Genomic DNA, 19,002 nt, shown 5'->3' on the forward strand with positions numbered 1-19,002 from the left:
AGTGCTGTTTCTTTACTGGTTGCCGCAGCCGGACACGGCAGGGGTGTCCAGCCAGGGCAGGTCGTGGCCCATCCGGTCCCGCTTGGTGCGCAGGTAGCGGAGGTTGTGCTCGCCCGCCTGTACGGGCATCGGCTCCCGGCCGGTGACCTTGAGGCCATGGCTGAGCAGCGCGTCGCTCTTGTCGGGGTTGTTGGTCATCAGGCGCACGCCGCGTACGCCGAGGTCGGCCAGGATCTGGGCGCCGGCGCCGTAGTCGCGGGCGTCTGCGGGCAGGCCGAGTTCGAGGTTGGCGTCGAGGGTGTCACGGCCGCGCTCCTGGAGTTCGTAGGCGCGCAGCTTGGACAGCAGGCCGATGCCGCGGCCCTCATGTCCGCGCAGGTAGACGACGACACCCCGCCCCTCGTCCTGGATGCGGTCCAGGGCGGCGTCGAGCTGGGGGCCGCAGTCGCAGCGGGCGGAGCCGAAGACGTCTCCGGTGAGGCACTCGGAGTGGACCCGGACCAGGACGTCCTCGCCGTCGCCGATCTCACCGTGGACGAGGGCGACATGCTCGACGCCGTCGGTGGTGGAGCGGTAGCCGTACGCCGTGAAGGTCCCGTGCTTGGTGGGCAGGTTGACCTCGGCCTCGCGGCGGACGGTGGGCTCGGCGGAGCGGCGGTAGGTGATCAGGTCGGCGATGGAGATGATCGTCAGGCCGTGCTTGCGGGCGAACGGGACCAGCTCGGGGAGGCGGAGCATACGGCCGTCCTCGCCGGCGATCTCGACGATGGCTCCGGCCGGACGCAGGCCCGCGAGCCGGGCCAGGTCGACGGCGGCCTCGGTGTGGCCGTCGCGGGTCAGGACGCCGCCGGGCCGGGCGCGCAGCGGGAAGACGTGGCCGGGGCGGACGAAGTCCGAGGGCTCGGCGCCGCCGGCGGCCAGCAGTTGCAGGGTGGTCGCGCGGTCGGCGGCGGAGATGCCGGTGGTGACGCCGTGCGTGGCGGAGGCGTCCACGGAGACGGTGAACGCGGTCTTCATGGACTCGGTGTTGTCCTCGACCATCTGCGGCAGCTGGAGCCGGTCGAGTTCGGCGCCCTCCATGGGGGCACAGATCAGGCCGCGGCACTCGCTCATCATGAAGGCGATGATCTCGGGGGTGGCCTTCTCGGCGGCGATGACGAGGTCGCCCTCGTTCTCGCGGTCCTCGTCGTCGACGACCACGATCGGGCGGCCGGCCGCGATGTCGGCGATGGCCTGCTCGACCGGGTCGAGGGTGAGGTCCTCGATGCCGTCGGTGCGGTAGAGAATCGGTGCCGCGGTCATGCGGGTGCCCCTTCCAGAGCGGGCCGCGAGCCCTGGCGGGAGCGCAGCCACCAGTCGCGCATGCCCCACAGGACGAGCGCGCCGTAGATGACGTAGACGAAGCCGGAGAAGGCGTAGCCGTTGGCGAAGTTGAGGGGGACGCCGACCAGGTCGACCAGGAGCCAGGCGATCCAGAACTCGACCATGCCGCGGGCCTGGGCGTACATGGCGACGACGGTGCCGACGAAGATGTAGGCGTCCGGCCAGGGGTCCCAGGACAGGGACGGGTAGGCCTTGAAGAGCACGGCGACGGCGACGGTGCCGACGGCCGCGGCGGCGACCATCGCCCCGCGTTCGCGCCAGGTGGCGAACCGGGGGACGATATGACCGTCACCGCCGTCTTCGGCCCGACCCCTGTCGCGGTTCCACTGCCACCAGCCGTACAGCGCCACGACCATGACGACGGCCTGCTTGCCGGCGCTGCCGGTGAGGTGGCCGTAGAAGGCGCCGAAGAGGATGAGGCCGGAGGCGAACTGGACCGGCCAGCTCCACAGGTTGCGGCGCCAGCCGAGGGCGAGGGCCGCCAGGCCGAGGATGTTGCCGATCATGTCCGACCAGAGGATGTGCTGGCCGAACAGGACGAAGGCCTCGGAGTTCAGCCAGTTCACCTGCCCGCTCCCCGCGTGCTCGCGAGCAGCCGCTCCACGTACTTGGCGACGACGTCGACCTCCAGGTTGACCGGGTCGCCAGGCTGCTTCAGGCCGAGGGTGGTCAGGTCGAGGGTGGTCGGGATGAGGCTGACGGTGAAGTAGTCGGGGCCGGCCTCGACGACGGTGAGGCTGATGCCGTCGACGGTGATGGAGCCCTTCTCGACGACGTACCGCGCGAGGTCGGCCGGGAGCGAGACCTTGACGATCTCCCAGTTCTCGGAGGGCGTGCGCGCCAGCACCTGACCGGTGCCGTCGACATGGCCCTGCACGATGTGGCCGCCGAGCCGGGAGCCGACGGCGGTGGGGCGCTCCAGGTTGACGCGGGAGCCGACGTCCAGCGCGCCGAGGGAGGAGCGCTTGAGGGTCTCCTGCATGACGTCCGCGGTGAACTCGTCGCCCTCGTGCTCCACGACGGTCAGACAGACCCCGTTCACGGCGATGGAGTCGCCGTGCTGTGCGCCCTCGGTCACTACGGGGCCACGGAGCCGGAAACGGGAGGCGTCGCCGAGGTTCTCGACGGCGGTGATCTCACCCAGCTCTTCGACGATTCCGGTGAACACTTCCCGGGTCCTCCTGCCTCAACGGGGCACGGACTCCGGGGCCTGTCGACGAACGACAGAAAGGACGGAAGAGCACACCGGGAGCGACGCCGACAAGGTCCCGTCCGTGACGGACGAGACCAGATACGGCGGCGCGCACAGGTACATGCTCGCCCGCCGCGCACTGCCTCCCATCCGGACTTTAACCGTCGGTCCAGGAATTTCACCTGGTCAACCGGCCGCTGGAAGCGGACGGGTCGCGGACTATAACCGCCGGTTCGGACTTTCACCGACCCCGGAGTGCGCTGCTTCTGGTACACCGCCAGTCTGCCACGCCCGGGAGTGGTCCACGCAAGGGAACCGTGTGGGCTGCCTCACAGACCGTGTCGCTGGACTTCCCTGACGGGACGTCACACGCGGGAGCGACGCCCAACGGGCCCTCGGACCAGGCATCTTGACTCGATCCGCAGCTATTGACCCTACTGGTCTAGTCCATTTATCGTTCGAGCGAGCCCGGCGGCGGTGACGACGGCCCTTGCCCGTCGCCGGGTCACCCACCGCGCCGGTCGGGTCAGCGGTCCCGCGGCGCGAACAGTTCGTCCTGCGCGCGCTCCCGTGCCGTCAGAAGCGCTCCGCGCAGCACGGCCCCGCCGCCGAGGGCGCTCGCGCGTACCTCGGTGGCCAGCGGGGACATCCGGCGCAGCCGTTCCTCGACGCGGGCGGCGAGCACCGCGCCGCCGGCCGCGCCGATCTCGCCGCCCAGGACCACGCACCCGGGGTCCAGGACGGCTACGACGGCTGCCACGCCCACGGTGATGCGGTCGGCGAGGGCGTCCAGGAAGCGGGCGGAGTCTGCCGGGTGGGGTTGGCGGTCGTCCGCGGGTCCGATGTGGCTGGTCGCGCAGTTCCCCGCGCCCCTTCGGGACGCTGTCGAGCCGCTGTCGACTTCACGGCGCCCTCGGGTCATCTCAGCGTCCGCGTCCGTGCGCCGCGCCGCCTCCCCGACCAGCCGCGCGGCCGCGGGCTCGGGGCCCGTCAACCCGGCCGGGTCCAGGCCGTGTTCCTCGGCCAGTTCGGTGATCGCGGTCGCGCCCACCAGGGAGTGGTAGCCGCCGGCGCAGTCCGTCGCCGACGGCAGTGCGCGGGTGCCCGGTACCGGCAGGAAGCCGATCTCGCCCGTGCCGCCGGAGGCGCCCCGGCGCAGGCTGCCGTCCAGGACGACCGCGGCGCCGCAGCTGTGTCCCAGCCAGAGCAGCACGAAGGTGTCGCGGTCGCGGGCGACGCCCTCCCGCTGTTCGGCGAGGGCGGCCAGATTGGTCTCGTTCTCGACGCTGACCCGGGCCTGCGGGAACCGCTCCTGGAGGGCGGCGACCAGCCGGCGGTGCCAGGCCGGCAGGCCCGCCGAGTCGCGGAGTTCGCCGCTCGCGGGATCGATGAGCCCCGGCGCCCCGATGCCGACGGTGTGCAACCGCCCGCCGCCGGCGGCCCCCGCCTCCTTGATCGCCCGCTCGACCAGCTCCACCGCCTGTTCGACGGCCGCCGCCTCCCCCGCGGCCGCCTTTCCCGCCTCCGGCCCGACCGGCACCGACCCTTCGGCCAGCACCCGCCCCACCAGGTCGGACACCAGCACCGAGACGCTCTCGGTGCGCACGTCCAGGGCGGCCAGACAGACCCGGTCGGCGACGATGCCGTACAGCCGCGCGTTCGGCCCCCGGCGCTGTTCGCCGGACTCGCCGACCATCGCGATCAGGCCGGAGGCGGTGAGCCGTTCGACGAGGTCGGCGACGGTGGGCCGGGACAGCCCGGTCAGCTGTTTCAACTGCCCTGCCGTCAGCGGGCCTTCCTGCTGGAGCAGGGTCAGCGCGAGCCGGTCGTTGATGGCCCGGGCGGTGCTCGGTGATGCGGGCATGACGGGCATCCTCCCAGATCGGCGCGGCCCAGGACGGCCACTTCACTCCCTATCTATCAGGCAGGGTCCCTGATAGTTTACGGCGCGACAGCGGGGCGGCACCCACCCGGGGAGGGGCAGGACCATGAAAGCCATGAGAGACGCGGACTACGAGCAGCACGAGGCGAGGCGGGCGCGGTACGCCGTCGCGGCCGTGTTCACCGTGCACGGTGCCGTCACCGGCTCGTTCGCGACCCGGGTGCCCTGGATCCAGGACCATGCCGGGCTGAGCGCGGGCCAGCTCGGCTTCGCGCTCGCCTTCACCGCGTTCGGCGCCTCCTGCTCGATGCCGCTGGCGGGCCGGATCAGCCATCGCTTCGGCAGCCGCACGGCGCTGCGCGGGCTGATCGCGATGTGGACGCTGTCGCTGGTCCTGCCATCCCTCGCACCGAACCTGTACACGCTCTGCCTGGCGATGTTCGCGTACGGCGCCAGCGCGGGCATGGCCGACGTCGCGATGAACGCGCTCGGCGTGGAGGTGGAGCGGCTGCTCCAGAAGTCGATCATGTCGGGTCTGCACGGCATGTGGAGCGCGGGCGCCCTGATCGGCTCGGCGGCGGGCACCCTCGCCGCACATCTCGGCTCGGACGCCCGGCTGCACTTCGCGCTGGCCGCCGCCACGCTCACCGTGCTCGGTGTCCTGGCGGCCGGCTGGGTGCTGGACGTACAGCCCGCCGAGGACGAGGAGCCGCCGCCGCGGTTCGCGCTGCCGCCCCGGTCGGCGCTGCTGATCGGCGCGGTCGGCTTCTGCGCGGTGTTCGCGGAGGGGGCGAGCCTGGACTGGTCGGCGGTGTTCCTGCGGGACCGGATGGACAGTTCGGCGGGGCTCGCGGCGGCCACCACCACGGGGTTCATGCTGACCATGGCCATCGCCCGGATCAGCGGGGACGCGGTGGTGAACCGCTTCGGCACGGTGCGTACCGTGCGCGCCGGAGGTGTGCTGGCCGCGCTCGGCGGACTGCTGATCGTCCTCGCCGGGCATCCGGCGGTGGCCATGACCGGGTTCGCGCTGATGGGCCTCGGCATCGCCGTCGTCGTACCACTGTGCTTCGCGGCGGCCGGGCACGCCGGGCCCAACCCGAGTCAGGCCATCGCGGGCGTCGCGACCATCACCTACACCTCGGGGCTGATCGCACCCAGTCTGATCGGCGGGGTGGCCCAGGCCACCAGCCTGGTGGTGTCGTTCGGTGTGGTCACGGCGCTGACCTGCGGCCTGGTGGCGTTCGCGGGCGTGCTGCGGGCCGGGGAACGCGGGGTGCGGGCGGAGGTCAGCCCGCCGGCCGCAGCAGTTCCCGACCCGCGGCCCTGAAGCGCTCGCTCCAGGGGGCGGGGCGCAGGGTGGCCGCGTCCAGCCGGACCAGTACCCGGGTGCCGTGCGCGTAGGTGGTCGCGCCGTCCGCCGAGCAGAACCGGAAGCCGTAGGTCAGGCCGGTGTTGCCGAGCCGTTCCAGCCAGAGGTGGACGGCGTAGGTGCCCGGCCGGGTGACCGGCGCCTCGTAGCCGATCCGGAGTTCCCTGACCGCGTTGCAGGCGTCCTCGGCCGCCGCCCAGTCGCCCTCGAAGGCGAAGCCGTGTCCCTGCCAGAGCTCGGCCCAGGCCCGCTCGACCATCACCGGGTAGCGGGCGTTGTGGAGCAGCCCGAGCGCGTCCAGGTCGTCGAAGTGGACGGTGACGGGGATCAGCCGGCCGTAGGACAGGGCGGGGGCGGTCGGGGCTTCGGCGGTCACTGGTGGGGCTCCTGGGCTGTGCTGACATTTCGCTGACCTTCAGCTGACGCCAGTCTAAGCGAGCGCTCAGGAGCCCCACCGGCGGCCTCAGCCCGCGATCGAGTCCAGCTGCTCGGCGGCCGGCCGCAGCGCCCAGAGGTCGCCGCCGGGCGGGGCCTCCAGCTGCCGTACCGCCCGCTGGGCCGCCTTGTCGCCGGCGTCGGCCGCCGCGTGGACGACGTCGGACGCCGCGTAGCGGTAGAACTCCAGCTCGGGATAGGGCCAGGCGGTGGCCCCGGTCGCGGCGGGCAGCAGATAGTCCACGGCCTTGAACAGGCTCTGTCCGTCCGGCCCCCGGTAGGCCCAGAGGTTCACCCCGACATGCCGGCCGATGGCCGCGAGCCGGGTGTAGGCGACCAGGTCGAAGGTCGAGTAGTGCCAGCTCCTGGTCCGGGCCAGCTCCTGCGGCTGACTCCCGTCGGCCGCGATCTGCGGGTCGATCCGCCTGGCCCGGGCGTCCAGCACGGTCTTCTTCGCCAGCGCCCTGTCGCCGGTCGCGTAGGCGAGGGCGGCGAGCTGCATGTCGTAGAAGGTGCCGTGGTTGTTGGCGGCGGCGCCCTCCTCCTTGCCGAAGGCGCTGTTCTTCAGCCAGTCACGGAAGTCGGTGTTCCAACCGCGCATCCCGGCACGGTCCTCGGCGCTCCAGCCGGGTGCGCCGGTGGCAAGGATCGCGAGGGCGTCGACCACGCTCGTGTACGACTGGGAGAAGTCGATGACGCCGATGGCCCGGCCGTCGTACTTGCACGGGATGAACTGGGCGTGGTCGAGGTTCGGGTTCATCCGGGTCGCCGGGTCGAGGAACCAGGTGCGCAGGACCTGTCCGGCCTTCTCCGCGTACTGCCGCTTGCCCGTGTAGTACCAGGCCAGGGAGAGGTCGTAGGTCGAGTCGAAGACCTTCTCCACGTCCTGGCGGTCGGTACCGGTGTCGACCTCGGGATTGCGCTGGCCGTCGCGCTGGACGTAGGGGCAGCCCCAGGGGTTGTCGGCGGTGGGTGTGGTGGTGGGCCACCAGTAGGGGGCCTGGCTCAGGTAGTCGTGGACGTCGCCGCCGGGCGCGGGCTTCGGTTTGTCGACGACCGTCCAGGGGCCCTGGCCCAGCCAGGCGTCGGCGCGGGTCGTCAAGTCCTTGACGGCACGCCTGAGTTGGGGGTCGCCGTGGTCGAGATCAGCCTTGGTCCGCTGGAGGCGAGCACCGTCGAGCACGGCGGTGTCGGGGGCCTTCGGGGCCCTCGAGGTCGCGTGGGCGGAGGGGACGAGGACGGCCCCGATGGCCGCCAGTGCCGTCAGGACGACGGCCGCGCGGGATCTTCCACTCATCGAGCACTCCGATCAGACAGGAACCAGACAGGAAGCAGACAGGAAGCAGCCGTTAATCAGATACATGAACTTGGTTCACGAGTGGGACCGTGCGAGCGTAGGACCACCAGGTAGCCATGACAATGCTTCGGACCGTCTTCACGTACGAAGCCGTCTTCACAGCACTTCGAAGAAGGCGAACGGCTCTCCTTCGTGGCGCCCTGGGACCCATGACGAGCGCGCAGACCGGCGCTTCCCCGCAGAATGCGACGCCGCAGGTCGAATCCCCACTCTCACGGCCCGTCCTGTAGGCGTGCGCCTGAACTGCATGTTCCGCTAGTCGTCGAGCCCCGGTGCGGCCTGCGGGTCTCGGCACCACCCCAGCAACACATCAAGGAGCAGGACCATGGCGGGCTTCGGCTGGAAGCTGCACGGCGACGGCAAGAGCCTCGCACCGGGTGAGGTCGTGAGACCGGACGAGCGACTCACCTGGGGGCGCACCGTCGGTCTCGGCGCGCAGCATGTGGTCTCCATGATCGGAGCCTGCTTCGTCGCCCCCATCTTGATGGGTCTCGATCCCAACCTTGCCGTGATGGCCTCCGGCGTGGCCACCATTGTGTTCCTGCTCATCACCCGGGGCCATATTCCGAGCTACCTGGGCAGCAGCCTGTCGTTCATCGGTGTGGCCGCCGTCATCAAGGCACAGGGGGGTGACTCGGCGACTCTCACCGGCGCGCTGCTGGTCGTCGGCGCGGTCCTTTTCCTGTGCGGGGCGGTCGTACGCGCTCTCGGGGCCCGCATCATCCACGCCGTACTGCCTCCAGTGGTCACGGGCGCGGTGGTCATGCTGATCGGGTTCAACCTGGCTCCGGTCACCGCGGGCACCTATTGGCCCCAGGATCAGTGGACCGCTCTTCTGACCATGCTGTTCACGGGTTTCGCCCTTGTTGTACTGCGCGGCTTCTGGTCCCGTATCGCGATCTTCCTCGGGCTGGCCTTCGGATATGTCATCTCATGGATCTTCGACCGCGCGTTCGGCAAGATCCACTCCCCCGTCGGCGGTGCCAAGTCGGTCGACCATTGGCGTCTCGACCTCTCGAGCGTGCCCAAGGCGGACTGGATCGGCCTTCCGGCATTCCATGCCCCGAGCTTCACCCTCTCGGCAGTTGTGGTCGCCCTGCCCGTCGTCATCGCCCTCGTCGCCGAGAACGCGGGACATGTCAAGGCGGTCGGTGAGATGACCGGTGACCCACTGGACGACAGGCTCGGTACGGCGATCATGGCCGACGGTGCAGCGACTGTGCTGTCGACGTCGGTGGGCGGCCCTGCCACGACCACGTACGCCGAGAACATCGGTGTCATGGCCGCCACGCGTGTCTACTCGACCGCTGCCTACTGGTGCGCCGCCGCCTTCGCGATCCTGTTCGGGCTCTGCCCCAAGTTCGGTGCCGTCGTGGCAGCCATTCCCGGCGGCGTCCTCGGCGGAATCACGGTCATCCTCTACGGCATGATCGGCCTGCTGGGCGCCCAGATCTGGGTTCGTTCCCGCGTCGACCTCTCCAACCCCCTGCACCTGGTTCCGGTGGCTGCGGGGCTCATCATCGGAATCGGCAACGTGAGCCTGACACTCACGCCCGACTTCCAGCTCAGTGGCATCGCGTTGGGAACGCTGATCGTCGTCATCGGCTACCACGCCCTGCGCGTCCTGGCTCCCGCCCACATGACGTACGAGCCTCCGCTCCTCGAACCGGGCAATCCGGGGTACGACCGAGGCGCGCCGGACGGCTCGTGATCACAGGTGCACGGCTTGATCCTCTGGCCGCCGGAGGGGGAGCCTTCGGCTGATGCAGCAGTCGATCAGGCCCTGGCGTATCGGCCGGTCACTTGGTGAGGCCGGTGCTCGACCACGAAGCCGGATCGGCAGAGCCGCGCCGGTCGCAGTGCCGAGGAAGACGTAGCCGCGCTTGCCATGGCGGGTGGCCACGGCACGGTACCGCTCCGGCCTGTTGAACGCTCGCTCGACGGCGTTGCGCTTCATGTACCGCTCTTCGTGCGGGGCCGGCCCGGACCGGTCCGCGGCACGCGGATCTTCGCCGGCACCGTCCGGAACAGGGTGCGGTCCGCCTGCCGCCCCGTGGACGACACCGGCCTTCCGTCCGCGGCGTCGCCGGGCCGGGCCGCGTGCGGGCGCGGGCCTGGCCCGGTCGGTTGGCCTTCCGCGGCTGTGCTGTGCTCAGCTGTCGATCTCGTACTGGCCGACGGTGCGGAAGTGGCGAAGGGCTTCCGGGCTGCCGTCGTCGAGGACCGCCTGGATCGCGTCGTACATGGCGTCGCTGATGTTCGGGTCCGTGAGCATGTGGGTGATGTACACGCGGTCGTCCTCGGCCTGCGCGAGCCGGTATCCGGTCCACCGGAAGTAGCTCAGGGCTTCGGCGGTACCGGCGTCGAGGGCGGCGTTCGCCTCAGCGATCACCCTCTTGTCGCCGTTCTGGGTGGCCACGTACAGGATGTGTGCCACAGCCACGGAGTCGTCCTCGACCTGGGCCCGGGCGTACCCCGTCTCCAGGAAGGCGCGCAGCACTTCGGGGGTGTTGGCGTCGAGGGCGGCGTTGGCCGCCTTGATCACCCGCTTGTCACCGTTCTGGGTGGCCACAGCGAGGACATGGGCGACCGCGACCGAGTCGTCCTCGGCCTGGGCGAGACGGCATCCCGTCTCCAGGAAGGCACGCATGTCCTGAGCCGTACCGCTCAGCGACTCGTTGGCCTCGCGCAGAACGCCCGCCCCGGCGTAGTCGTCCGTGAGGACGTCCTGGATCTCGGCCCTGACTTGATCGTCCGTCAGCTCGTCCACCGGGGTCCCGGTGCCGGACGAAACGTCCGGGCAGGCCGTGGCAGGCGTGGTGGTGACGGGCGTGGTCGGCGTGGACGTGTCCGCGGCGAAGGCCGGCGCACTGAGGAGAAGAGCGGGCGTCAGAACGGTTGCGGCGACCAGCATCGCGGCGCGGGTCGATCTCATGGATGTGCCTCCGTATACGGTGAGTTGATCGGTATGAAGCATCCACATGCCCGGTGCACGGATCAACACGTTTCTCTGCGTCGGCGCCGTCGGACGGTCCCCGACTACGCGCACATGACGGTTGGTTCGGACTTCACCGACGTCAGCGCGCGCTACCGGTCCCGACTCCTCGGTCGCCGCCGGGCCGGGCATGTGAGCCAGACACGGTGCGATCCCCTCCGGTGCGACGGGTCCGTCCCCCGTTCCGGGGACGCGCCGGGCCCGTCGGCGCGCTCGGCAGCCCAGGGCTGGGACCCTTCCCCCATGGCGCAGTCGGAACACCTCACCGCTCCGGTCGGCACCGTCGTCTCCCGGATGCGCGCGCTGGACGCGGCCCTGCCCGGGCGGGACGGGGTCGCCGTCTTCAACCGTGTCTACCTCTCCGTCACGGAGGAGGTCGAACGGCGGCTGGACGCGGGCCGGTTCGGGGACCCGAGAGCCGCCGCGACGCTGGACGTGCGGTTCGCGGAGCGGTACCTGGACGCCGTGGAAGCGGCGGACAGCGATCGCCGTCCGCCGGCCTGCTGGCGGCCGCTGTTCCAGCTGCGCCGGCATCCCGGTGTACGGCCGCTGCAGTTCGCGCTCGCGGGCATCAACGCCCACATCGGGCACGACCTGGCGCTGGCGGTGGTGGACAGCTGCCGTACGCTCGGCTGCGAACCGGCCGATCTGGAGGACGAGTTCGACCGCGTGGGCGAGCTCCTCGTCTCGCTGGAGGAGCGCATCCGCGAGGATCTGATGCCGGGTCCCGACCTGCTCCAGATCGCCGACCCGCTGACCCATCTGCTCGGTTCCTGGAGCCTGGAGCGGGCCCGGGACGCGACCTGGTCGGCGGCGCGGGCGCTGTGGGCGCTGCGCCGGTTCGGTGACCTGGCCGAGGAGTTCACCGAGCGGCTGGACGCGGCCGTGGGGCTCGCGGGCCGGATGCTGCTCACACCGCTGCGCGGCTGATGGCCTGATCCGATCCATGTGCGAGCCGCCTCGGAGTCCCCCTGTGATCGCCTTACGTCGACGGCACGCACCCGACTGCGAAGGAGCACCGGTATGGCGACTCGACTGGGCCTCAGCCTCCCCCAGATGCGGCAGTATTCCATCGGCACGGACGTTCCCGACGTGGCCCGTACCGCCGAGGAGATCGGCTACGACAGCCTGTGGGTCTTCGAGCGGGCCCTCTTCCCGGAGCCCGCCACCCAGGGCCTGTACGGCATCGAGGGCCTCCCCTGGCCGGACGCGTACCGGGACGTGGCCGAGCCCCTGGTCACGCTGACCCTCGCCGCCGCGGCCACCGAGCGGGCGCGGCTGGGCAGCAGTGTGCTGGTGGCGCCGCTGCACGTCCCCTTCCAACTGGCCAAGTCACTGGCCTCGCTGGACGCGGCGAGCGGCGGCCGGGTGATCGCGGGCCTGGGCACCGGATGGTCGCTCGACGAGTACGCGGCCGCCGGAATCCGGCCGTTCGAGGAGCGCGGCAAGGTGCTCGACGAACTGATCGAGGTGTGCCGGGCGGTGTGGGGCCCGGACCCGGTGACGTACGACGGCCAACTGACGAAGATCGCCTCCGCCGTGGTCGGTCCCAAGCCCGCCCGGCCGATCCCGGTCCTGCTGGCCGCGGGCAACAAGAAGGCCCAGCGGCGGCTGGTGGACCACGCCGACGGCTGGCTGCCGGTCGGCATGGGCGCCGAGCAGCTGGCGGCCCAGTGGCGGGAGTTGCAGGACCTGGCGGCCGAACGCGGCCGCACGGAACCGATCCAGACGGTCGTGCGGGTCAACGCCGTGTACACGGCCAAGCCCTATGACGGCCCGGACCGCCAGCCCTTCCAGGGCAGCGCCGACCAGATCGTGGAGGACCTGGTGACGCACGCGGCGGTCGGCCTGGAGGAGATCCTGGTCGACCTCCAGACCACTCCGCGGGACGCCCAGGAACTCAAGGAGGTCGCCGCGGAGGTGTACGAGAAGGCCCGGGCGGCCGGGGTCTAGTCCTCGGGGAGTTCGACCGGCGCGATCTCGTCGTAGACGTCACCGGGGCCGGGGTTGGACGGGTCGGTCTCGCCTCCGAAGTGGTGCATGACGCCCCAGACCGCGTTCAGCGCGGTCTGGACGGCGCCCTCGGCCCACCCCGCCGTCCAGGAGATGTCGTCGCCGGCGAGGAAGATGCCCCGCATGTCCGCGGGCAGCCGGTCCTGCACGAAGTGCGTGAACAGGCGCCGCTGGTAGCGGTAGTGGCCGGGCAGGTTGGCCTTGAACGCGCCCATGAAGTAGGGCTCGTTCTCCCAGGAGACGGTCACCGGGTTGCCGATGATGTGCTTCCTGATGTCGACCTTCGGATAGATCTCGCCGAGCGACTTCAGCATCACCTCCATCCGCTCGTTCGCGGACAGCGGCAGCCACTTCAGGCTGTCGTCGCACCAGGTGTAGGAGAGGCAGATGACGGCCGGCTTGTCGGGGCCGTCGTCGAGGAGGTAGGTGCCGCGGGTCATCCGGTCGGTGAGCGTCATCGACATGACGTCCCGGCCGGTGTCCTCGTCCTTGTCCAGCCAGAAGGGCCGGTCGACGGGGACGAACAGCTTCGAGGACTCCATGTAGTGGGTGCGCTCGATCGCCGTCCAGTGGTCGATCGGGAAGAGCGAGTCGTCGCAGGCGATCTTCGAGAGCAGCATCCAGGACTGGGCGGTGAAGATCGCCGCCTGGTAGGTGCGGATGTCGCCGTTCGCGTCCGTCACGGTGATCCGGTTGCCGGTGGTGCGGTGCAGCCGGGTCACGGCGGGGCGGGGTGCGCCCTTCTCGTGCAGTTTCGCGAGCGAGGTGCCGTACGCCCAGTGCACGATCTTCTCCGGCTCGCGCTCCCAGAGCCGGACCGGGAGCTGCTGGCTGCCCCCGACGATCCCGCGGTGGTGGTCGTCGGCCTCGGTGTAGACGACCCGCAGGATCTCCAGGATGGAGTTCGGGAAGTCCGTGTCCCAGCCGCCCGTCCCGAAGCCGACCTGGCCGAAGATCTCGCGGTGCCGGAAGGACTTGAAGGCCTCCGAGTCGCAGAGGAAGCCGTAGAAGGTCTGGTTGTCGAGCTTCTCGACGAGCCGGGACCAGATCTCACGGATGCGCGGCACGTCCCGCTCGCGCATGGCGCGGTTCATGTCGGAGAAGTCGGCGCCCTCTTCGAGGCACTTGTTCCAGGCGTCGGCGACGTCACGGTAGACCTGCGGCAGGTCGGCGGCCGTCTCGGCGTAGTGCGACTCGCCCTTGAGGTCGACGACGGTCGAAGGGGTCGCCTCCGCAAGGGGGTTGGGGAACGGCCGGGTCTCCAGTCCCACCAGGTCGATGTAGTGCTGGAGGGCGGTCGAGGAGGGCGGGAAGCGCATCGCGCCCATCTCGGCGCTCAGCGAGGGGTCGCAGCCCTCGAAGCCGACGGTCCGCAGCCGTCCGCCGATCTGGTCGGCCTCGTACACGACCGGCTTCAGGCCCATCTTCATCAGCTCGTACGCGGCCACGATGCCGGACAGCCCGCCGCCGATGACCGCGATCTCGGTGCCGTGCTCGGCCGCGGGTATCTGGCCGAGGCCCGCCGGGTGGGCGAGGAAGTCGTCGTACGCGTACGGGAAGTCCGGCCCGAACATGGTGATCGGCGGCTGCTGCTCGTCTGCGTGCTCGACGGCGTTGGGCACGGTGGACGTCATGGGGTACGGGCTCCTTGCGACTTGCGACCTGCGAAAAGAAGAGACAGGAAGAGAAAGGGGAGGGGAAAGCGGGAACGCGAGGGGGGAGGTCAGACCAGGGACCCGTAGAGGCCGGGGCGGCGGTCCTTCAGGTAGGGGTTCGCCTCGCGGGAGGCGGCGAGGAGCGCGGGGTCGATGTCGGCGACGACGAGTTCCTCGCCACGTCCGGCCCGGGCGCGGGCCACACCGTCGGGGCCGGCGAGGCCGGACAGCCCGAAGAAGTCGAACTCGCCCTCCTGGCCGACCCGGTTGACGTACGCCACGTACATCTGGTTCTCCCAGGCCCGCACCGGGACGAGGGACTCGGCGACGAACTGGAACGGGTGCATGTTCGCCGTCGGGACGAGCAGCAGGTCGGTCCCGGCCAGGGCGTGGGCACGGACTGGCTCCGGGAACTCCACGTCGTAGCAGATCATGATCCCGACGGTGAGGCCGTTCAGCTCGGCCTGGACGACCGCCTGCTCGCCCGGTGTGAAGTGGTCGCGTTCGAAGCCGCCGAAGAGGTGGGTCTTGCGGTAGTTCGCGAGCCGGGTGCCGTCGGCGGAGATCAGCTGGGCGGAGTTGTGGACGGCGTCGCCGGCGCGCTCCGGGTAGCCGTAGGCGATCGCCAGGCCGTGCCGGTGGGCCAGCTCGGCGATCGCGTCCGCGCAGTCGCCGTCGGCGGGCTCGGCGAGGCGGGCGATGTCGTCGCCGATCGCGTAGCCGGTCAGGAACATCTCGGGTGCGACGAGCAGCGCTGCGCCCGCGGCGGCGGCCCGGCCGGCGGCGTCGTCGAGCGCCTTGAGGTTCTCGACGGTCGAGCCGGGGCGGCCGGAGCTCTGGAGCAGGGCGGTGCGCATACGGGTCCTCACCGGGTACGGAGGGGTCTGGGGCCCTTTAGACGGTAAGTCGGCAGACCGGGCCGGACAAGGAGGAGCCGTTGCGCGTGGTCGAGCGGTTCGTTGCGTGATACAGGTGTCCGGCGGCGATTCGTTGCGCCGGCCGCACCCCTACAGCTCCCTCAGCCGTTCGACGATCTCCTTCAGCAGCGCGGGGTCGGCGCCCGGCCCGGCCGGTGCCACGCGGCGCGGCCGGTCGATACGGACCAGGCCGGCCTCGGCGAGATCGCCGAGCAGGACGCGTACGACGGTGAGCGGCAGGTCGGCGTCCGCGGCGAGCTCGACGACCGGGCGCGCGCCGCGCCTCACCAGGGCGAGCAGGGCGGTCCGGGCATGGTCGACGTCCGGCTCGTCCGGGTCCGCGTCCACCGCCGTGACCTGGGACATCAGGTCGATGGTGTGCCGTCCGGAGGGCTCGGTACGGCCCCGGGTCACGGTGTAGGGGCGGACCAGCGAGCCGGTCTCGTCCTCGTACCAGTGCTCGTCGCTCACCGGAGAGTCAGGGGGTCGAGCGTGCGGCCGCGTCCAGGTGGCGGCCGAGGCGGCGGACGAGCAGGGCCATCTCGTGGGCCAGCTGGCCCACGTCGGTGCGGACGTCACTGAGGACGGCGAGCCGGCTGCCGTGCCCGGCCGGGGTCACGAAGAGGTAGGCGTCGTCGAGCATCACCATGGTCTGCCGTACCTCTCCGGCGCCGAACCGGTCCCCTGCCGAGCGGGCCAGGCTGTGGAAGCCGGAGCAGACGGCCGCGAGGTGCTCGATGTCCCGTCGCCGCATGCCCTCGGAGTGGCTGAGCGGAAGCCCGTCCGCGGTGAGCAGCACGGCCTGCCGGACGTGGTCGGTCCGGGCGACGAGGTCGTCGAGAAGCCAGCCGAGGTCACTGCCGGGCTGGGCGCCGGGCCCTGGGCCGACGACGGACAGCGGTCCGCTACCGGACCGCGAAACGCCGACAACACCACCGAAACCGGCGGCCGAACCGGGGTCGGCGGCCGAACCGGGGTCGGCGGCCGAGCCGGGGCCGGCAGCCGAACCGAGGTCAGCGGCCGAACCGGGACCGGCAGCCGAACCCGAACCGGCAGCCGAACCGAGGTCAGCGGCCGAACCGGGACCGGCGGCCGAACCGGAGTCGACAGCCGAACCCGAACCGGCGGCCGAGCCAGGGCCCGTGACCGAGGCGGGGCCCGTCGCCGAGCCAGGGCCCGTCGCCGAGCCAGGGCCCGTCGCCGAGGCGGGGCCCGTGGCCGAGCCAGGGCCCGTCGCCGAGCCAGGGCCCGTCGCCGAGGCGGGGCCCGTGGCCGAGTTGGCATCGGCGGCCGAGTCGGGGGGCTGGGGCTTGTCGTCACTGGTCATGGTCGGCGCGCGTCCTTTCCTCGATGTGGTCCGGCTCCTCGGGTCCGGTCGGCAAGCCCCTGCGCCCTCGGTCCAGGCCGCGCTGGAAGGCTCCGAAGACCGCCCGCATCTCGTCGGCGTCCAGATCGCGCCCGACGGGCGGGGCCGGGGCCGGCGGGCCGGCGGCGCGCAGTTCGGGGGCGAGGGAGGCCTGGCGGGTACGGGTGGGCAGGGCCGGGGGCACCTCGGGGGCGGGATCCACGATCCGGCTCGGCCGGGGCTCCGCGTCGCGGCCCGCTCCAGCCCCGCCGGCCGGCGCCGACGCGTCGGACGCGTCCGACGCGTCCGCTCCGCCGAGCGCCGGGGATGCCCCGGTGACCGCCGTACCGCCGTGGGGCGGCAGGACGCCGATCGCCGACGCGGGTCGGCCGTCCGCACCCGTCGGCCGACTGCCGCCTCCCTCCGCGGACGCGCGCCGCCCACGCTCGCCTCCCCGTCGGCCGCTGTCCGGCTCCACCTCCGCCAGCACCGCCGCCGGCAGCAGCACCACCGCGGTGGTGCCCCCGTAGGGCGACTCCCGCAGGGTCACCTCGATGCCGTGCCGGGCGGCCAGGCGGCCCACGACATAGAGGCCGAGGCGGTCGTGACGGGTCGGGTCGAAGGCCTCGGGGTCGGTGAGGGTGCGGTGGGCCTCGGCGAGCTGGTCGGCGTCCAGGCCGAGGCCCCGGTCGTCTATCTCCAGGGTGAAGCCGTGGCCGACCCGGCCGGTGCGCAGAGTGACCTGGGTGTGCGGCGGCGAGAACACCGTGGCGTTCTCCAGCAGCTCGGCGACCAGGTGCACGACGTCGGCGACCGCGTCCGCGGCGACCCCGACCTCGGGCATCGGCGGCACCACGACCCGTGGGTAGTCCTCGATCTCGCCGACCGCCGAGGACACCACGTCGGCGACGGGCACGGGCCGCCGCCAGCGCCGCCCGGGGGTCGCGCCGGAGAGGATGATCAGGCTCTCCGCGTGCCGGCGCATCCGGGTGGTCAGATGATCGATGCGGAACAGCTCGCCCAGGACGGCCGGGTCGTCGGTGCGCCGCTCCAGGGTGTCGACGAGTTTGAGCTGGCGGTGGACGAGGGCCTGGTTGCGGCGCGCGATGTTGAGGAGGACCGCGAACAGGCCCCTGCGCAGCGTGGCCTGTTTCACCGCAGCCTCGACGGCGGCCAGCCGCGCCCTGTTGAACGACCGGCCGACGTCCCCGATCTCGTCGTGGCCGGCCTCCCGGGCGGCCAGCGGTGGCGCCTCGGTGACCGCGTCCACGTCCTCACCGGCGCTCAGCCGGCTCATCAGGGTGGGAAGTTGGTGTGCGGTGAGCAGGTCGGCCGCGTCCCGCAGGGTCTCCAGACGGCGTGAGATGCGACGCGCCCCGCGCACCGCGAACCACAGCGAGAGCCCCACCGCCGCCAGCCCGACCACGCCGACGACGGCCGCCTTGGTCAGCTCCCGGTAGGCGAAGGCCCGTCCGCGCTCTGCGGAGTTCCGCGCCGACTCGGTGCACAGCAGCATGTACTGCTTGACGGCCCGGTCGGTGGTCGACCGCCAGGTGTCCGCGGCGACGGCCGCACCGGCCCGGTCCGCACCGGCCCGCAGCAGCGCGTCCTCCCCGCGCACCAGCGAGCCGTACAGCCCGCCGCGCTGGAACCGTTCGAACAGCGCCCGCGAGTCGGAGGGCAGGTCGGGGACGTAGGTCCGCTCGAAGACGCGGCGGTCCTCGATGGTCGCGGTGAGGCTGCCGTACTGCCCGTCGGTGAGCCGTCCGGCGGCCCGTGCCCCCGCCACCAGCGCGTCCTCGCGCGAGACGAACTCCCGTACCCGCACCAGCTCGACGACGACCTGCGACTCCCGGGCCAGCTGTCCGGCCTGGAGGGCGGTGAGGGTGGACTCGACGTCGAAGCCGGGTTCCACGAGGGCGCTGTACTCGGTGACGGCGGTGTCCCAAGTGATCTTCCGGGACAGCACCCGCTCGCGCAGTCCCTCCAGCCTGCCGGCGGCGGTCACCATCGCGTCGAGGGCCGCGCGCTGCCGGCCGCTGAGCCGGCCGCGGTCACCGCCGCGGATCGCCTCCCGCATGGCGTCCACCGCCCGGTCCGTGCGCCGCTGCTGCGCGAGCAGGTCGGCGGCGGTCGCCGTGTCGAGCCGGGCGCCCAGGTAGGCCGCCGACAGCCGCCGTTCGATCTGGATCTGCCCGACGGCGGTGTCGACGGGGGTGCCGTAGTCGTCGTACACCCCTTGGAGCCGGATCAGCGCGCGGAGTTCGGCGGTGACGGAGACCATGGCGAAGCTCCACAGTGCCGTCAGTGCGACGGCCGGGGCGAGGGCGAGCGCCACGATCCGCGCGCGCACGGTGGTGGGTCGGCGCGCGAAGCGGGATCGGGGTCCCCCCGGCCGGAGGGTGGCGGAGGGCCAGCGCATGGATTGCCTACCGGTGTTACCAGCGAGTAAGGAG

At 71.7% G+C, this 19,002-nt stretch carries 16 protein-coding genes and 1 riboswitch; of the genes, 4 read left to right on the forward strand and 12 right to left on the reverse strand.

The window, feature by feature from the left end:
• Positions 1 to 12: 12 nt before the first annotated feature.
• The 4 genes from ABZ642_RS41630 to ABZ642_RS41645 form a co-directional block, all read right to left on the reverse strand.
• Positions 13 to 1,302: a bifunctional 3,4-dihydroxy-2-butanone-4-phosphate synthase/GTP cyclohydrolase II gene (locus tag ABZ642_RS41630; protein WP_360495329.1), complete on the reverse strand. Its 1,290-nt coding sequence runs from the start codon at positions 1,300 to 1,302 to the stop codon at positions 13 to 15.
• Complete coding sequence (pnuC, locus tag ABZ642_RS41635; RefSeq protein ID WP_360495332.1) at positions 1,299 to 1,949, reverse strand: nicotinamide riboside transporter PnuC; 651 nt, start codon at positions 1,947 to 1,949, stop codon at positions 1,299 to 1,301. The genes ABZ642_RS41630 and pnuC overlap by 4 nt, the downstream gene beginning before the upstream one ends.
• Entirely contained in the window at positions 1,946 to 2,551 is a 606-nt protein-coding gene (locus ABZ642_RS41640) for a riboflavin synthase (RefSeq protein WP_360495335.1), read from the reverse strand. Before ABZ642_RS41640 ends, pnuC begins: the two co-directional genes overlap by 4 nt.
• A 156-nt stretch (positions 2,552 to 2,707) precedes the next feature.
• A riboswitch (FMN riboswitch) is annotated at positions 2,708 to 2,838 on the reverse strand.
• Between the two features lie 263 nt (positions 2,839 to 3,101).
• On the reverse strand, positions 3,102 to 4,439 hold the full coding sequence (locus ABZ642_RS41645) for an ROK family transcriptional regulator (protein ID WP_360495338.1): 1,338 nt from the start codon (positions 4,437 to 4,439) through the stop codon (positions 3,102 to 3,104).
• Between the two features lie 133 nt (positions 4,440 to 4,572).
• On the opposite strand from ABZ642_RS41645, the gene ABZ642_RS41650 reads away from it, so the two are divergent.
• On the forward strand, positions 4,573 to 5,787 hold the full coding sequence (locus tag ABZ642_RS41650) for an MFS transporter (protein ID WP_360495459.1): 1,215 nt from the start codon (positions 4,573 to 4,575) through the stop codon (positions 5,785 to 5,787).
• On the opposite strand, the gene ABZ642_RS41655 is transcribed toward ABZ642_RS41650, so the two are convergent.
• On the reverse strand, positions 5,747 to 6,205 hold the full coding sequence (locus ABZ642_RS41655; protein ID WP_360495341.1) for a hotdog domain-containing protein: 459 nt from the start codon (positions 6,203 to 6,205) through the stop codon (positions 5,747 to 5,749). The two genes, ABZ642_RS41650 and ABZ642_RS41655, sit on opposite strands and share 41 nt — an antisense overlap.
• An 87-nt stretch (positions 6,206 to 6,292) precedes the next feature.
• Positions 6,293 to 7,561: an alginate lyase family protein gene (locus ABZ642_RS41660; protein WP_360495344.1), complete on the reverse strand. Its 1,269-nt coding sequence runs from the start codon at positions 7,559 to 7,561 to the stop codon at positions 6,293 to 6,295.
• A 385-nt stretch (positions 7,562 to 7,946) separates the two neighbouring features.
• Here ABZ642_RS41660 and ABZ642_RS41665 point away from each other — a divergent pair, with 385 nt between their 5' ends.
• A complete protein-coding gene (locus ABZ642_RS41665) occupies positions 7,947 to 9,332 on the forward strand; it encodes a solute carrier family 23 protein (protein WP_360495347.1) in 1,386 nt (461 codons plus the stop codon).
• Between the two features lie 441 nt (positions 9,333 to 9,773).
• Here the strand turns inward: ABZ642_RS41665 and ABZ642_RS41670 are convergent, their stop codons facing one another.
• Positions 9,774 to 10,556, reverse strand: coding sequence for an ALF repeat-containing protein (locus tag ABZ642_RS41670; RefSeq protein WP_360495350.1), 783 nt, complete (start codon positions 10,554 to 10,556; stop codon positions 9,774 to 9,776).
• A 303-nt stretch (positions 10,557 to 10,859) separates the two neighbouring features.
• Here ABZ642_RS41670 and ABZ642_RS41675 point away from each other — a divergent pair, with 303 nt between their 5' ends.
• A complete protein-coding gene (locus ABZ642_RS41675) occupies positions 10,860 to 11,546 on the forward strand; it encodes a DUF5995 family protein (protein WP_360495353.1) in 687 nt (228 codons plus the stop codon).
• A 93-nt stretch (positions 11,547 to 11,639) separates the two neighbouring features.
• Complete coding sequence (locus tag ABZ642_RS41680; protein ID WP_360495356.1) at positions 11,640 to 12,569, forward strand: LLM class F420-dependent oxidoreductase; 930 nt, start codon at positions 11,640 to 11,642, stop codon at positions 12,567 to 12,569.
• On the opposite strand, the gene ABZ642_RS41685 is transcribed toward ABZ642_RS41680, so the two are convergent.
• From ABZ642_RS41685 to ABZ642_RS41705, 5 genes are all read right to left on the reverse strand, one after another.
• The gene (locus ABZ642_RS41685) at positions 12,566 to 14,263 is read right to left on the reverse strand and encodes an NAD(P)/FAD-dependent oxidoreductase (RefSeq protein WP_360495359.1); all 1,698 of its coding nucleotides are present in this window, start codon (positions 14,261 to 14,263) and stop codon (positions 12,566 to 12,568) included. The genes ABZ642_RS41680 and ABZ642_RS41685 overlap by 4 nt on opposite strands.
• Before the next feature lie 89 nt (positions 14,264 to 14,352).
• Positions 14,353 to 15,141, reverse strand: coding sequence for a carbon-nitrogen hydrolase family protein (locus ABZ642_RS41690; RefSeq protein WP_360495361.1), 789 nt, complete (start codon positions 15,139 to 15,141; stop codon positions 14,353 to 14,355).
• 150 nt (positions 15,142 to 15,291) lie between these two features.
• The gene (locus ABZ642_RS41695; protein ID WP_360495364.1) at positions 15,292 to 15,672 is read right to left on the reverse strand and encodes a DUF742 domain-containing protein; all 381 of its coding nucleotides are present in this window, start codon (positions 15,670 to 15,672) and stop codon (positions 15,292 to 15,294) included.
• A 7-nt stretch (positions 15,673 to 15,679) separates the two neighbouring features.
• A complete protein-coding gene (locus tag ABZ642_RS41700) occupies positions 15,680 to 16,099 on the reverse strand; it encodes a roadblock/LC7 domain-containing protein (RefSeq protein ID WP_360495462.1) in 420 nt (139 codons plus the stop codon).
• A gap of 418 nt (positions 16,100 to 16,517) precedes the next feature.
• Complete coding sequence (locus ABZ642_RS41705; protein WP_360495367.1) at positions 16,518 to 18,899, reverse strand: nitrate- and nitrite sensing domain-containing protein; 2,382 nt, start codon at positions 18,897 to 18,899, stop codon at positions 16,518 to 16,520.
• Positions 18,900 to 19,002: the final 103 nt, after the last annotated feature.

The sequence above is a fragment of the Streptomyces sp. NPDC007157 genome (assembly GCF_040634235.1).
GTDB lineage: Bacteria > Actinomycetota > Actinomycetes > Streptomycetales > Streptomycetaceae > Streptomyces.

Coding starts and splice junctions, on each gene's coding strand:
- ABZ642_RS41670 (WP_360495350.1), bottom strand. CDS start 10,556: ATGAGATCGACCCGCGCCGCGATGCTGGTCGCCGCAACCGTTCTGACG.
- ABZ642_RS41685 (WP_360495359.1), bottom strand. CDS start 14,263: ATGACGTCCACCGTGCCCAACGCCGTCGAGCACGCAGACGAGCAGCAG.
- ABZ642_RS41675 (WP_360495353.1), top strand. CDS start 10,860: ATGGCGCAGTCGGAACACCTCACCGCTCCGGTCGGCACCGTCGTCTCC.
- ABZ642_RS41665 (WP_360495347.1), top strand. CDS start 7,947: ATGGCGGGCTTCGGCTGGAAGCTGCACGGCGACGGCAAGAGCCTCGCA.
- ABZ642_RS41645 (WP_360495338.1), bottom strand. CDS start 4,439: ATGCCCGCATCACCGAGCACCGCCCGGGCCATCAACGACCGGCTCGCG.
- ABZ642_RS41630 (WP_360495329.1), bottom strand. CDS start 1,302: ATGACCGCGGCACCGATTCTCTACCGCACCGACGGCATCGAGGACCTC.
- ABZ642_RS41690 (WP_360495361.1), bottom strand. CDS start 15,141: ATGCGCACCGCCCTGCTCCAGAGCTCCGGCCGCCCCGGCTCGACCGTC.
- ABZ642_RS41650 (WP_360495459.1), top strand. CDS start 4,573: ATGAGAGACGCGGACTACGAGCAGCACGAGGCGAGGCGGGCGCGGTAC.
- ABZ642_RS41660 (WP_360495344.1), bottom strand. CDS start 7,561: ATGAGTGGAAGATCCCGCGCGGCCGTCGTCCTGACGGCACTGGCGGCC.
- ABZ642_RS41680 (WP_360495356.1), top strand. CDS start 11,640: ATGGCGACTCGACTGGGCCTCAGCCTCCCCCAGATGCGGCAGTATTCC.